Below are 12,754 nucleotides of genomic sequence, written 5' to 3'. Positions count from 1 at the left end.
TGCGATGTACGGGATGGAAACGGCGCCCTGATGTGTGGAGGTCCCGGGCTGCCTGTGCTCATCCTGTGATGATCACCGGCACGGTGAACAGGATTCCGCCCTGGCCTCAAGAGGTCATGGACCCTTGAGGCCATTGAGCAGAGGGCCGGGGAGGTCGACCAGCAGCCAGCCGGACAGCGTCCCTTCGGGCCGTGTGACCAGCAGAAACAGCCTGATCGCCTGGGTGCGCGCCTGTCGTGCGTCAGCGGCGAGCAGATAGACGCCGATGACGGCCTCGCCGGACCACTCCTGATGCACCACCGCGTGTTCCAGGCGTATGTGGGGCGGTGCCACGTCGAGCAGCACGCTCGCTGTGCCGGGGGGCAGCAGGACGCCTGGGCCTATGAGGTGCGCGTGTATCAGGTGCATGCCCTGACCGTCACGGACGGAAGGCGTAAAAGTGAGGGGAGAGCGCTGGCCTGAGACGGCCTGGGCCGGAAACGGCCGGAGTGGTGAAGTGCATATTCACATGTCCTATGCATGTGTAATGATGTCGTTACGCTAGAGCAAGCAGTCACCTGGGGGGGTACATGCTTGAGATTTTGGGGCTTGACGACGCCACGGAGCGGGTCTATCGCCACCTTTTGGCCCATCCGGAGGGGGGAGTCGGGGACTTGGCCGCCACGCTGGGCATCGACGAGGCCGAAGCCCGCCGCGGACTCGATCGTCTCAGCGCGCTCGCCTTGATTCGTTCCACCGGTTCCGGGCCCGGTCCTCTCCACACGGTGCGGCCGGAAATCGGGCTCGAAGCGCTCATCGCGCGACGGGAGGAGCAACTCGCCGCCGAGCAGGCGCGTCTGGCGAGTTCGAAGGCGGCGGTCGCGCGACTCGCCGCCGAACTTCCGGCCGGGAACTCCGCTCCCGGGTTCGAGCGGCTGTACGGGATCGAAGCCGTGCGGGACCGTCTGGTCGCGCTCCACCGCGACGTTCGTGAGGAGGTGCTGACCTTCGCTCCCGGCGGTGCCCAGACCGCGGAGAACCTGGAAGCCGCCCGCCCGCTCGACGAAGCCCTCCTGAGCCGGGGCGTGCGCATGCGCACGGTTTATCTCGACAGCGTCCGCAACAGCCCCGATTCCGTGGCGTACGCCCAGTGGCTGTCGGAACGCGGCCGCGAGGCGCGGACCGTCCCCGCTCTGCCGGTACGGCTCATTGTCATCGACCGCCGACTCGCGGTGCTGCCGCTGGACGAGGATGACAGCGGCGCGGGAGCGGTCGTGGTCTCGGGCGGTGGCGCTATCAGCGCGCTGTGCGCGTTGTTCGAGAGTGTCTGGGAACAGGGCGAGCCCTTCGGCACTCCGAGCACCCCGGCGCACGAGCCGCTCAGCCCGGGCGAGCGCGCCACCCTGCGCTTCCTCGCCATGGGGCTGACGGACGAGGCGATCGCCAAGCGGCTGGGAGTGTCACCGCGTACCACGCGGCGCACGTCGACCACGCTCATGGAGCGACTCGGTGCGCGCAGCAGGTTTCAGGCGGGCGTCGAGGCGGCGCGGCGCAAATGGCTGTGAAGCGCCCGCGGATAGGGGCCCGCGCGATGCCCCGGTAACTGCGGAAGGCCTTGCCCCACGTCGGCCCGGAGGGGGTACGCGGAGGAGAGTACGTGCTCCCTTCGCTCGCACTGGAGGAGGGGCGGCCCGGTGGTTGTGCCGGGGAGGAGCGCCGGGGCTGTGGGCCTCCGGGCGGCAGCCTTCCCCGGTCCTCTCGCCAGCTTGCCCCGGACTGGCTATCCCGGCCGACGCCGCCTGTGCAGGCGTACTTCCGCCCACACCGTCTTTTTCGGCGCGGGGCCCCATTCCACGCCCCAGTCGTCCGCGAAGGCCGCCACGAGGAGCAGGCCCCGGCCGCGTTCCGCGAACCAGGGTGGGGCGGTCGGCTCCAGGTCCTTGTCACCGCGTGTGTCCACCAGCTCGATCCGCAGCCTGTCCGGCGACAGGTCGAGGATCAGCGCGAAGTCCCGGCCGTCCACGTGCCCGTGCAGTACCGCGTTCGACGCCAGTTCCGCGATGATCTGACGGGGAGCCGTCAACGGCACTCCCCACTCGCGCAGTTGCTCGACCGCCAACAGGCGTGCCAGGCGCGCGCCCCGGCGCGTGCTCGACAACTGCACGCGGAAGAAGTGGTGCATCGCTTCTGGCTGCTGGGTGATTTCGTGATTCACGTCACTCAGCGTGGCGCGGTCGGCTTAGGCTTTCCAGTGATCGCGGCCGTACGGGCTGTGACTGTGCGGGAGAGGGCCGGGCCTTGTACGGCCTTGTCCGGCCCTGTGCGGGAGAGAGGAGCGCCGTGGCACGTGAAGAGTCCGACGGCTCGGGGAACCAGAACTGGGATTCCGACGAGGAGGTCGAGGACGAGGAGGACTCGGCCGCCGTCCTGGAGGCCGTGGGCCGTCAGATCAAGCTCTGGCGCCAGAGCGCGGGGCTCTCGCAGCCCGCCTTCGGCGCGGCCATCGGGTACAGCGAGGCGCAGGTCTACAAGGTCGAGGCCGGCAAGCGCATCCCGAAGCCCGATTTCCTCGACAAGGCCGACGAGATCCTCGACGCGGGCGGAAAACTCGCCGAGTTCAAGCGGGACGTCGCCGAGGCCAGGTACCCGAAGAAGCTGCGGCATCTGACGAAGCTGGAGCGGGAGTCGCTGGAGATACTGGTCTATGGGGCGCACAACATCCCGGGCCTTCTCCAGTCGAAGGAGTACGCCACGGCGATGTTCGCCCAGGCCCGGCCCGCCCTGCTGCGTGAACGCTTCGAGCGGCTCGTGGAGGCGCGGTTGGCCCGGCAGGCGGTCTTCGACCGGCGTCCGATGGTCACGTTGTCCTTCGTGCTGGAGGAGGTCACGCTCAGGCGCCCGATCGGCGGCCGGGCCGTGCTGCGCGGTGAGTTGGAGCACCTCCTCGCCGTGAGCGAGCGGCCCAACGTCGAACTCCAGGTCATGCCGACCGACTCGGAGGAACATGCGGGCCTGGGCGGTGCGTTGCAGGTACTGCGGCTGGAGAACGGCAAGACGGTCGGCTACTCCGAAGCGCAGTTGACAAGCCGCATCATCTCGGACCCGCGAGAGGTACATGCGTTGGAAGTCCGGTATGGCATCCTGCGCTCCCAGGCCCTCGGACCCGCCAGGTCGAGGGAATTCATCGAGAAACTGCTAGGAGACACATGACCGCGAAGCCTTCGTGTGAGGACCGCGCCGAGCTGATGTGGTTCAAGAGCAGCTACAGCGGCGCCAATGACAATGACTGCGTGGAGGTTGCCGTCGCGCCCCGCGTGCTGCACGTTCGTGACTCGAAGGATGCCGACGGCTCCGTCCTCGGTTTCGCTCCGGCGGCTTGGACAAGCTTCGTCACCGCGACGCGCGCCTGACCCGTACCGCATGAGCGGTCCCGGGGCCGGGAAGTCCGGCTTCGGTGGCCGCTCTTGCTGCGCTCGGCGTCAAGCTGGGTTCCGGGGGAGTGCGGAGCGGCGGGGGAGTGAGGGGCCGGGGACTGCCGCGCGGGCTTGGTGGTGGTTCGCTCCGCGTCGGCGTGGATGGCGCGGGCGCTCCGGCGGGAGTGCCTCACGGCGGTACGGGGCGGTACGGGGCGGCGCGGGGCGAGCGGGGCCGCGACGCTGTGTACCTGTGCCCGCGCCCCTTGCCCACGCCCATCCCCGGTGCCCGTACTCGTTCCGCCCCCGGCGGGCCCGTCACTTCGCGTCCCTGTGGAACTTCGCCGTGGCCCAGAAGTAGCCCAGGACCGTGAGACCCACGCACCAAGCCACCGCGAGCCAGCCGTTATGGCCGATGCCCGTGCCGAGGAGCAGGCCGCGCAGCGTCTCGATCGCCGGGGTGAAGGGCTGGTACTCGGCGACCGGCCTGATCCAGCCCGGCATGTTGTCGAGCGGGACGAACGCGCTGGACAGGAGGGGCAGGAGGATCAGCGGTGTCGCCGTGTTGCTCGCCGCCTCCGCGTTCGGGCTGATCAGGCCCATGCCGACCGCGATCCACGTGAGCGCCGTCGCGAAGAGCACGAGCAGTCCCAGCGCCGCGAGCCACTCCAGCGCGCTCGCGTCCGTCGAGCGGAAGCCGGTCGCCAGCGCGACGAGCGCGACCAGGACGACGCTCGCGACCGACTGGAGCACGCCGTTGACCACGTGCCCGACGATCACCGAGCCCCGGTGGATCGGCATCGTGCGGAAGCGGGCGATGATCCCCTCGCTCATGTCCATCGCCACCGAGACCGCCGTTCCCACGACCGTGGCCCCGATCGTCATGAGCAGGAGGCCGGGAGTCAGGTAGGCGACGTACGCCGAGCGGTCGGCCCCGCCGCCGCTGCCTGCGCTCATCGTGTCGCCGAAGACGTACACGAAGAGGAGCAGCAGCAGGATCGGGGTCAGGAGGAGGTTGAGGGTGAGGGAGGGGTAGCGGCGGGCGTGGAGGAGGTTGCGGCGGAGCATGGTGAGGGAGTCGCGGAGGGCGAAACCGGTGGTGGGGGTGCTGGGGTGGGCAGGGGTGCTGTTGGTGGTCATCGCAGGGGCTCCTTCGGGGGCGTCGTGGCGGGGGCGCCGGCGGGGGCCGGGAGGGCGGCGGAGGCCCCGGGGTCGGTGGAGGCCGGAAGGGTGGCGCTGTCGGTCAGGGCGAAGAAGACGTCGTCCAAGTCAGGGGTGTGGACGGTGAGTTCTGCCGCCTCCACGCCCGCCGCGTCCAGGCGGTCGAGGAGCGTGCGCAGGGCGCGCTGACTGCCGTCGCCGGGGACCCGCAGCGTGAGTGCCGCCTCGTCCCGCACCGCCCCGGGGAGCGCTCCGGCCGCCGCCTCGTACGCCGCCGGGTCGGTGAAGCGCAGCCGTACGTGACCGCCGGGGACGAGCCGCTTCAGCTCCTCCGCCGAACCCTCCGCCGCGATCGCGCCCTCGTGCAGCACGGCGATCCGGTCCGCCAACTCGTCGGCCTCGTCCAGGTACTGCGTCGTGAGGAAGACGGTCGTGCCGTGCGCGACGAGGTCGCGCACGAGTTGCCACATCGCGTGGCGCGAGCGTGGGTCGAGTCCTGTCGTGGGCTCGTCGAGGAAGAGGATGCGCGGGCCGCCGACGAGTGTCATGGCGAGATCCAGACGACGCCTCATGCCGCCCGAGTACGTCGATGCGGGCTTGCGCGCCGCCGCCGTCAGATCGAAGCGCTCCAGCAACTCCGCCGTCACCGTGCGGCGTTCGCGCTTGCCGAGGTGGTGCAGGTCCGCCATCAGGAGCATGTTCTCCTCGCCCGTGATCAGCCCGTCCACGGCCGAGAACTGCCCCGTGACGCCGATCGCGGCGCGGACGGCCTGCGGCTCCCGCGCCAGGTCGTGCCCGCCGACCACGAGCGGCCCGGAGCCGGGGTCGGGCCTGACGAGCGTGGAGAGGATCTGCACCGTGGTCGTCTTGCCCGCGCCGTTCGGGCCGAGGAGGGCGAAGACCGTGCCCTCGGGGACGGCGAGGTCGATGCCGGCGAGGACCGTCTTGTCGCCGTAGGACTTGCGGAGGGCGGTCGCCGAGACGGCGAGGGACGAGGTGGCGGGGGACGGGGTGGTGGAGGTCGAGACGGCCGGTGCCGAGGGTAGCTGGCCGCCGGGCAGGGGTGTGGAACTCGGTTGTGGGGGAGGGGTGTTCGGGGTGTGGCGCGGGGGCATGGGGGCTCCTTCGGGAGGATGGGTGAGTGGGGCGGGCGGATGGCGGGGCGGAGTGCGGTCCCGGCAGGGGGCGTTCGGGCTGGGGCGGTGCGGAGGTGTGGTCCGGCCCAGCGGCGAGCCGGGGAGGGGAGCGCCGGGGTGGGCGTACGGTCCGGCACGCGGTCGCGCCGGGACGAGGGCGCGCTGGAGCGCGGGGCCCGGGGCCCGGGGCCAGTGCCCGGGGCCCGACTGTGGGCCGTCGGTCAGAGGCTGCTGGCTGTGATGTCGCCGTGGGACGTCGTGGCGTGGAGGTGGAGGGTGGGCGGTGCCGCGTTGACCAGGGCGTTGCGGACACGACCCGCGGGGGCCGCCGCGTCGAGCCCGGCCGCGACGCCCGGGGCCGCGCCGACCTCGATGTCGCCGCTGTCCGTACGGAGTGTGACCTCGCCGCGTACGGCCTCGGTGACGCGGATCGTGCCCCGGTGGCTGCGCAGTTCGGCGGGACCGCCGAGCCGGCCGATCGTGAGATCGCCGTCCTGCACGGTGATGCGGGCCGCCGCCGTCTCGTCCAGCTTGACGTCGGTGCGCTGTCCCTCGACGGTCACCTCACCGAGCCTGCCGACCGCGCGCAGGCCGGCGCTCGCCGCCTTCACCTCCAGGTGGGAGCCGCTGGGCACATGGACCGTGATCTCGACCGCGCCGGTGGTGCCGACGAGGCGGTGCCGGGACGCGGTGGGCGCGACCCGGAGGGTGCCGTCGCCGCGCGTGACCACGAACGCCTCGGCCGCCTTCACGTCACGGCTCCTGTTGGCGTCGGCCGGGCGGATCCGCACCGCCGCGTCGGCCCGGTCGGTGGCGATGACCTGGAGGTGCCCGCCGGGGAGGTCGACGGTGAGGGCGAGGGCGGGGGGAGCGGCGGGGGTCGCCGTGGTGGTGTCGGCGGGAGCAGGGGTGGGGCCGGGCTTCGTCATAAGAGCGTCCGTTCTCGCTGATGTTTGTTCGCGATGACGGAAACGCTACGTTGCCTTTCCGGAAGCGGCAACGCTCATTTCGTGCTGTAGTCGCTAAATAGCAGGCCAACGGCGCCATTTCGTTGCACCAATGCGCCGTTTAATGCAACGCTCCTCCGCGTCATTCGTTGCAATGGAGTGCGGGGAAAGCTATTCTCGGGCCGGCGGAGACAGGCGGCGTACGGACGAAGGAGCGGTGGTCGCGGTGCCCGGAGGAAGGCTCACGCAGCAGGAGCGCAAGCGGATCGCGCAGGGCCTCGTGGAGGGCCTCGCCTACGCCGAGATCGCCCGGCTCATCGGGCGCCCGACCTCGACCGTGACGCGCGAGGTCATGCGCAACGGCGGCCCCGTCGCGTACCGCGCCGAACGCGCCCAGCGTGCCACCGAGCAGCGCTCCCGGCGCCGCATCGCGCCGCCGGCCCCCGAGGCGCGGCCCGGGCCGCGGGAGGCCGGGGGGCGGGACCCGGAAGCGGTGCGCGCCTACGAGGAGACGCTCACCGAGGTCTTCCTCCGCTCCGGCCTGCCCCGCATGGCGGCCCGCGTGCAGGCGGCCCTCGCGCTCACCGACTCGGGCGGCCTCACCGCCGCCGAACTCGTCGCGCGGCTGGGGATCAGCCCGGCCTCCGTCTCGAAGGCCGTCGCCTTCCTGGAATCCCAGGGACTGGTCCGCCGTCACGCCGAAGGCCGTCGCGAGCGGTACGTGATCGACAACGGCGTCTGGTACGAGTCGATCCTCGCCAGCATCCGCTCCAACGACCTCATCGTCGCCACCGCGCGCGAGGGCGTCCGTGTCCTCGGCGCGGGAACACCCGCCGCGATCCGCCTGGAGAACACCGCCCGCTTCCTCGACTTCCTCTCGGACAGCCTGCGGCGGGCGGCGGAGGAGGCGCGCGATGTCCTCTTTGCTGGGCTTGAGGAGGAGGCGGGCGCGCGCGAGCAAGGGTGAGCACCTCCGCGGGGTCCCCGTGCACAGGGGTGAGCGCGCCTGTGGGATACGAGAACCTTGCCAGTGCTGGTACCTTGCTATGCATGGAACCTGGCGGAGCAAGCAACAGGCACGGGGGAACGGGTGACGCCGCCCCGGGGAAGGCGGAAAGCCAACTCCGCAAGGGGGTCCTGGAGTACTGCGTGCTCGCCCTCCTGCGGGACGGCCCCAAGTACGGCGTCGAACTCCTCGGCGCCCTCCAGGAGACCGGCGCCCTCGCGACCAGTCAGGGCACCGTCTACCCGCTGCTCTCGCGGCTGCGGCGCGACGCGCTCGTCGCCACGACCTGGCGGGAGTCCACGTCCGGGCCACCCCGCAGGTACTACGAACTCACCGCCACCGGTCGCCGTGCCCTCGCGGACTTCGCCGCGATCTGGCCCCGCTTCCGTGACGCCGTCGACCACCTCCTCACCCCGGGCGGCCCGCACCCGGGCACCGAAAGGGATTCCCGTGAAGACCGATGACACTCTCGTGCGTGACTACCTCGCGGCCGTCGCGCGGGAGAGCGCTCTGCTGCCCCCGGACGCGCGCCAGGAGCTGATGGCCGACCTCGGCGAGCACATCGAGGTCGCCCTCGCCCAGCGTCCCGGCGGCGTGCGCGAGATCCTCGCCGAGATGGGCGACCCCCGCGCCATCGCAGCGACGGCCATGCAGGAGTTGGGGGACGGGCGCGGAGCGGGTTCCGGCCCGGACCGGGGCTTCGGCGTCGGGCCGGGCTTCGGCGCGGGCGCGGGTGCGGGCGTGCCGCAGGGCGGCTGGGCCGGGGCCGGTGGACCGCAGGGGAACGGGGGCGCCTGGAACACCGGCACCGCGTGGGCCGGAACTCCCAGCGCGGCCGTGCCCCGGGGGCGGCGGCGCTCCCCCGCCGAGGTGCCGCTCGTGCTGCTGCTCCTCGCCGACGTGCTGCCGTACGTGAGCACGATGTCGCTCTTCTCCCTGGTCTCCTTCGCGCTCCTCATCACCGCTCTCGTGATGGTCTGCCGCTCGCGGCACTGGGACCGGGGCCAGAAGTGGGTCGGCCTCACGGCAACGCTCATTGTCCCGACCCTCGCGCACATCGCCTGGTGGACGTACTTCGTCCACCCCGACGACACCACCGCGCCCGAGGCCGCGCGCTGGACGCTCGTCGTCGTCCTCTTCCTCGTCGTCGCCGCCGGTTGCGCCTGGCTGTGGCGGAAGCGGCGGGTCTGAGCGCCACGCGCGTGGACCCTACTCCGGACCGTCTTCCGCCGCCCCACCCCTCGCCTCCCCGCCCCGACCCGCTCCACCCCTCGCCTGTCACACCTCGCGGCGCTGTCCCGTCAAGGAGGTGAGACACGAGACCGGACCGTCCGGAAGGGGATCGCGATGAAGGTGCTTGTGGTGGGAGCCGGATACGCCGGGACACTGGCGGCGAACCGCCTGGTCAAGAAGGTGAAGGGAGCCGAGGTCACGCTCGTCAATCCGCGTGCGGAGTTCGTCGAGCGGGTGCGCCTGCACCAGCGCGTCGCGGGGAGCGCCGAGGCCGCCAGACCGCTGCGGTCGATGTTGCGGGACGGCGTCGAAATCCGGGTGGGGGAGGCCGAGAAGGCGGGCGAGGGCACTCTCGTCCTCGCCGGGGGTGACACGCTTCCGTACGACCATCTCTTCCTCGCCGTCGGAAGTACCGCGCGGCCCCTGCCCGGGACCGTGCCCGTCGGGACGTGGGAGGGCGCCGGGCGGGCGCGCGCCGCGCTGGCCGCGCTGCCGGGCGGGGCGCACGTCACTGTCGTCGGGGGCGGCGCGACCGGCGTCGAGACCGCGACCGAGGTCGCCGAGCGGCGGCCGGACCTGCGGGTACGGCTCGTGGGGGAGCGGATCGCCGACATGCTCTCGGGGCAGGCCAGGGTCCGCGCGCTCACCACGCTCGGCCGCTTGCGCGTCGACGTCGTGGAGGACGTCGTGACGGAGGCCGGGGCGGCGGACGGCGGACTCCGGCTGCGCTCCGGCGGCTCACTGCCCACGGACCTCGTGCTGTGGGCGGTCGTCGCGGGGGTTCCGCCGCTCGCCGCCGACAGCGGCCTGGAGGTCGACGAGGCGGGCCGGGCCGTCGTGGACCCGTACCTGCGCAGCGTGAGCGACGGACGGATCTTCGCGGTGGGCGACTGCGCCGCCGTGCCGGGGGCGCGCTTCGGCTGCCAGACCGCCGGGCCGCAGGCCGCGCACGCCGTGGATGTCCTCGCCCGGCTCCTCGCGGGCCGCGAGCCGAAGCCGTACCCGCTGCGCTACGTGGGGCGTTGCGTGAGTCTCGGGCGCGCCGACGCCGTCATGCAGTTCACGCGCTTCGACGACTCGCTGCGCACCGCGTACGTCGGGGGCCGGCCGGGGGCGCGGGTGAAGGAGTTCATCGTGCGGGCGGCGGCCTTCGGCTCGCGGAAGGGATTCAGCGGCTGAGGCGGTACCTGTCCGGCGGGGACGGCCGGGGCGGCCGGGACGGCCGGGGCACGGCGGCGCGTGGCCGGATCGCGAGGGGGCGCCCCTGATCCCGTCCCGCCCCGCCGTTCCCGCCCCGTCCCCACCCGTCCCGCCGTTCCCGCACCCCGGCCGTGAACGTCCCGTATGGTCGGGTTCGTGCCTCTCGACGACACGGAGCTGGCCGCGCTCCTCGCTCCCGCCGGGCTGCGCTTCCTCGCACGCGTGCGGGGCGAGCCCGCCATGCCGCCGCTGCCCCCGGGCGGGGCCGCGTCCGCGCTTCCCGCGCAGGGGCGGCACGACGCGCGCGCCCACGAGGTCGCCGCCGTGGACGCGCCGGACCTCGCCGACAGGGTCAACGCGGGCTGGTTCCGGATGGCCAAGGAGTTCCGGCTCTTCGACGGGCGGGACGAGTTCGTCATCGGCGTGGACCGCGCGGCGACGAACGGCGAGCGCTTCGGCGGGACACGGCACGGCTGGGCACGGGTGCGGCTCCGCGAGGAGTGGGACTTCGTACGCAGCGAGGTGGAGCTGTTCAGGAGCGCGATGGCCGGGCTCTTCACGGAGCGGTACGTACCGGAGTTCACCGTCCTCGCGGGGGACGGGCACGTCCTCATGAACACGACGGTGTGGGGCGACGGCACGGTGAGCACGTTGGCGGTGCGGGGGCCGCGCGTCCCGTGAGCCCTGCCGACCCCGGACCCCGGACCCCCGCCCCCGCCCCCGACCGCCCAGGCCGAGCCACGGGCCGGTCCGCCGGTTACCGTGAGCACTGACCCCCGCCGGGCTCGCGTGCGCACGGACCCGGTGTCGCCCCCGTCCCGCACGAGGTGACCGCCATGAGTGACCGTCCGCCCCTCTCCTCGGCCCCCGCGGTGGCCCACCCGGCCCGCGTCTACAACGTCTGGCTCGGCGGCAAGGACCACTACCCGGTGGACCAGGAGGCCGCCGAGCTGGCGGCCCGCGCCAACCCCGGCATCGTGCCCTCGGTCCGCGCCAACCGCGCCTTCCTCGGCCGCGCCGTCGAGTACCTCGCCGCCCGGGGGGTCCGGCAGTTCCTCGACATCGGTACGGGCGTCCCGGCCGCCGACAACACGCACGAGGTCGCGCAGCGGGTGGCGCCCGAGTCGCGGATCGTCTACGTGGACAACGACCCGGTCGTCCTCGCGCACGCCCGCGCGCTCCTCGTCAGCTCGGAGGAGGGCGCCACCGACTACGTGCAGGCCGACCTGCGCGAGCCCGAGAAGATCCTCGACGAGGCCGCCCATACGCTCGACTTCGCCGAGCCGGTGGCGCTCATGCTCATCGCGGTGCTCCAGTACCTGCGCGACGCGGAGGACCCCTGGGACGTCGTTCGGCGGCTCCTCGCGCGGCTGGCGCCCGGCAGCTTCCTCGTGCTCTCGCACCCGGCGAGCGACATCGGCGCCGACGAGGTCGCCGAGTCCATGCGCGTCTACAACGAGCGCGCCGCCGCCCACGCCGCGGCGACCCCCCGCACCCGCGAGCGCGTGGGCGAGTTCACCGCCGGGCTCGACCTGCTCGACCCCGGCGTCGTCCCCCTCAACCGCTGGCACCCGCGTACGGGCGACGTCCCGAACGACAACCTGCCGATGTGGTGCGCGGTGGCGCGCAAGGAGGGGTGAGGAGCGGCTGAGGGGGCGGACGGTGAGCCTGCCGGGCTGAGGCCGGGCCCTCGCGGAGGTGCCGTGCCACCGGGGGCTTTACGGTGCCGTCACGATCTGTCCGGCGTACGAGAGGCCGCCGCCGAAGCCGAAGAGGAGGGCGGGGGCGCCGGTGGGGACGCGGCCCTGGTCGAGCAGCTTGGAGAAGGCGAGCGGGACGCTCGCGGCCGAGGTGTTCCCCGAGTCGATGACGTCGGTGGCCACGACGGCGGCGCTCGCGCCGAGGCTCGCCGCGAGCGGCTCGATGATGCGCAGGTTCGCCTGGTGCAGGACGACGGCGCCCAGCTCGCCGGGCAGGACGCCCGCCCGGTCGCACACCTTCCGTACGAGGGCGGGGAGTTCGGTGGTGGCCCAGCGGAACACCGCCTGCCCCTCCTGGGCGAAGCGCGGGGGCGTGCCCTCGATGCGCACCGCCGGCCCCCTGTCAGGGAAGGAGCCCCACACCACGGGGCTGATCCCCGGCTCGGCCGAGGGTTCGACGACGGCCGCCGCGGCCCCGTCGCCGACGAGGACGCAGCTCGAACGGTCCGTCCAGTCGGCGACCGCCGAGAACTTCTCGGACCCGATGACGAGCGCGCGCCGCGCGGACCCCGTGCGCAGCGCCTGGTCGGCGAGGGCGAGCGCGTGACTGAAGCCGGAGCAGGCGGCGTTGACGTCCATCGCGGCCGGGTGCGGGACGCCCAGGCGCGCCGCCGTCCGCGCCGCCATGCTCGGCGCGCGGTCCTCGGCGGTGCAGGTCGCGACGAGGACGAGGTCGATGTCCGCCGGGTCGGTGCCCGCGTGCGCGAGGGCCTTCTCGGCCGCTGCCGCCGCCATCGAGTCGACCGTCTCGTCCTCGGCGGCGAGGTGCCGGGTGCGGATGCCGACCCGGGAACGTATCCACGCGTCGTTCGTGTCGACCAGTTCCGCGAGGTCCTGGTTGGTGAGTATTCGCGAGGGCTGGTAGTGCCCGAGAGCGGTGATACGGGTGCCGGTCATGACGGTGCCTCCGAGGACGGGT

The 12,754-nt window shown here is 72.8% G+C and carries 15 protein-coding genes; 9 read left to right on the top strand and 6 right to left on the bottom strand.

Translation table 11 applies throughout. The features are described 5' to 3' along the window. Window positions 1–114: 114 nt before the first annotated feature. Entirely contained in the window at window positions 115–408 is a 294-nt protein-coding gene (locus IF99_RS33950; protein ID WP_158716596.1) for a hypothetical protein, read from the bottom strand. Between the two features lie 245 nt (window positions 409–653). On the opposite strand from IF99_RS33950, the gene IF99_RS0112475 reads away from it, so the two are divergent. Next, window positions 654–1,544, top strand: a complete 891-nt coding sequence (locus tag IF99_RS0112475; protein WP_324604375.1) for a helix-turn-helix transcriptional regulator — start codon at window positions 654–656, stop codon at window positions 1,542–1,544. Window positions 1,545–1,759: 215 nt separating this feature from the next. On the opposite strand, the gene IF99_RS0112470 is transcribed toward IF99_RS0112475, so the two are convergent. Next, window positions 1,760–2,161, bottom strand: coding sequence for an ATP-binding protein (locus tag IF99_RS0112470; RefSeq protein WP_030996499.1), 402 nt, complete (start codon window positions 2,159–2,161; stop codon window positions 1,760–1,762). Between the two features lie 158 nt (window positions 2,162–2,319). On the opposite strand from IF99_RS0112470, the gene IF99_RS0112465 reads away from it, so the two are divergent. Both IF99_RS0112465 and IF99_RS0112460 read left to right on the top strand, forming a co-directional pair. After that, entirely contained in the window at window positions 2,320–3,189 is an 870-nt protein-coding gene (locus IF99_RS0112465) for a helix-turn-helix domain-containing protein (protein WP_030996498.1), read from the top strand. Next, window positions 3,186–3,389 carry a DUF397 domain-containing protein gene (locus IF99_RS0112460; protein WP_030996497.1) on the top strand — a complete coding sequence of 68 codons (204 nt, stop codon included), beginning with the start codon at window positions 3,186–3,188 and terminating at the stop codon, window positions 3,387–3,389. Before IF99_RS0112465 ends, IF99_RS0112460 begins: the two co-directional genes overlap by 4 nt. Window positions 3,390–3,710: 321 nt before the next feature. Here the strand turns inward: IF99_RS0112460 and IF99_RS0112455 are convergent, their stop codons facing one another. From IF99_RS0112455 to IF99_RS0112445, 3 genes are all read right to left on the bottom strand, one after another. Further along, window positions 3,711–4,532, bottom strand: a complete 822-nt coding sequence (locus IF99_RS0112455; protein ID WP_030996496.1) for an ABC transporter permease — start codon at window positions 4,530–4,532, stop codon at window positions 3,711–3,713. Next, the gene (locus tag IF99_RS0112450) at window positions 4,529–5,668 is read right to left on the bottom strand and encodes an ATP-binding cassette domain-containing protein (RefSeq protein ID WP_030996495.1); all 1,140 of its coding nucleotides are present in this window, start codon (window positions 5,666–5,668) and stop codon (window positions 4,529–4,531) included. The genes IF99_RS0112455 and IF99_RS0112450 overlap by 4 nt, the downstream gene beginning before the upstream one ends. Before the next feature lie 242 nt (window positions 5,669–5,910). Next, complete coding sequence (locus IF99_RS0112445; protein ID WP_030996494.1) at window positions 5,911–6,618, bottom strand: DUF4097 family beta strand repeat-containing protein; 708 nt, start codon at window positions 6,616–6,618, stop codon at window positions 5,911–5,913. A gap of 244 nt (window positions 6,619–6,862) precedes the next feature. Between IF99_RS0112445 and IF99_RS0112440 the strand changes: the two genes are divergently transcribed. From IF99_RS0112440 to IF99_RS0112415, 6 genes are all read left to right on the top strand, one after another. Continuing rightward, a complete protein-coding gene (locus IF99_RS0112440; RefSeq protein ID WP_030996493.1) occupies window positions 6,863–7,603 on the top strand; it encodes a GbsR/MarR family transcriptional regulator in 741 nt (246 codons plus the stop codon). A gap of 83 nt (window positions 7,604–7,686) precedes the next feature. Next, a complete protein-coding gene (locus IF99_RS0112435) occupies window positions 7,687–8,106 on the top strand; it encodes a PadR family transcriptional regulator (protein ID WP_030996492.1) in 420 nt (139 codons plus the stop codon). Continuing rightward, the gene (locus IF99_RS0112430) at window positions 8,093–8,833 is read left to right on the top strand and encodes an HAAS signaling domain-containing protein (protein WP_037826822.1); all 741 of its coding nucleotides are present in this window, start codon (window positions 8,093–8,095) and stop codon (window positions 8,831–8,833) included. The genes IF99_RS0112435 and IF99_RS0112430 overlap by 14 nt, the downstream gene beginning before the upstream one ends. A 156-nt stretch (window positions 8,834–8,989) precedes the next feature. After that, complete coding sequence (locus tag IF99_RS0112425) at window positions 8,990–10,054, top strand: NAD(P)/FAD-dependent oxidoreductase (protein ID WP_030996490.1); 1,065 nt, start codon at window positions 8,990–8,992, stop codon at window positions 10,052–10,054. 177 nt (window positions 10,055–10,231) lie between these two features. Beyond that, window positions 10,232–10,756 carry a hypothetical protein gene (locus tag IF99_RS0112420; protein ID WP_030996489.1) on the top strand — a complete coding sequence of 175 codons (525 nt, stop codon included), beginning with the start codon at window positions 10,232–10,234 and terminating at the stop codon, window positions 10,754–10,756. Between the two features lie 155 nt (window positions 10,757–10,911). Beyond that, entirely contained in the window at window positions 10,912–11,715 is an 804-nt protein-coding gene (locus tag IF99_RS0112415) for an SAM-dependent methyltransferase (protein ID WP_030996488.1), read from the top strand. Between the two features lie 78 nt (window positions 11,716–11,793). Here the strand turns inward: IF99_RS0112415 and IF99_RS0112410 are convergent, their stop codons facing one another. Further along, entirely contained in the window at window positions 11,794–12,732 is a 939-nt protein-coding gene (locus IF99_RS0112410) for a beta-ketoacyl-ACP synthase III (protein ID WP_030996487.1), read from the bottom strand. Window positions 12,733–12,754 lie beyond the last annotated feature (22 nt).

The sequence above is a fragment of the Streptomyces sp. NRRL F-5630 genome (assembly GCF_000719475.1).
In the GTDB taxonomy this organism is placed as follows: domain Bacteria; phylum Actinomycetota; class Actinomycetes; order Streptomycetales; family Streptomycetaceae; genus Streptomyces.
The sequence above is the reverse complement of the archived record's forward strand: the minus strand, read 5'-3'. Positions and strand labels throughout refer to the sequence as shown.

Bases quoted from the DNA above. Each gene is read 5' to 3' on its own strand.
- IF99_RS33950 (WP_158716596.1), bottom strand. From the start codon at position 408: ATGCACCTGATACACGCGCACCTCATAGGCCCAGGCGTCCTGCTGCCC.
- IF99_RS0112470 (WP_030996499.1), bottom strand. From the start codon at position 2,161: ATGCACCACTTCTTCCGCGTGCAGTTGTCGAGCACGCGCCGGGGCGCG.
- IF99_RS0112460 (WP_030996497.1), top strand. From the start codon at position 3,186: ATGACCGCGAAGCCTTCGTGTGAGGACCGCGCCGAGCTGATGTGGTTC.
- IF99_RS0112455 (WP_030996496.1), bottom strand. From the start codon at position 4,532: ATGACCACCAACAGCACCCCTGCCCACCCCAGCACCCCCACCACCGGT.
- IF99_RS0112450 (WP_030996495.1), bottom strand. From the start codon at position 5,668: ATGCCCCCGCGCCACACCCCGAACACCCCTCCCCCACAACCGAGTTCC.
- IF99_RS0112445 (WP_030996494.1), bottom strand. From the start codon at position 6,618: ATGACGAAGCCCGGCCCCACCCCTGCTCCCGCCGACACCACCACGGCG.
- IF99_RS0112435 (WP_030996492.1), top strand. From the start codon at position 7,687: ATGGAACCTGGCGGAGCAAGCAACAGGCACGGGGGAACGGGTGACGCC.
- IF99_RS0112425 (WP_030996490.1), top strand. From the start codon at position 8,990: ATGAAGGTGCTTGTGGTGGGAGCCGGATACGCCGGGACACTGGCGGCG.
- IF99_RS0112415 (WP_030996488.1), top strand. From the start codon at position 10,912: ATGAGTGACCGTCCGCCCCTCTCCTCGGCCCCCGCGGTGGCCCACCCG.
- IF99_RS0112410 (WP_030996487.1), bottom strand. From the start codon at position 12,732: ATGACCGGCACCCGTATCACCGCTCTCGGGCACTACCAGCCCTCGCGA.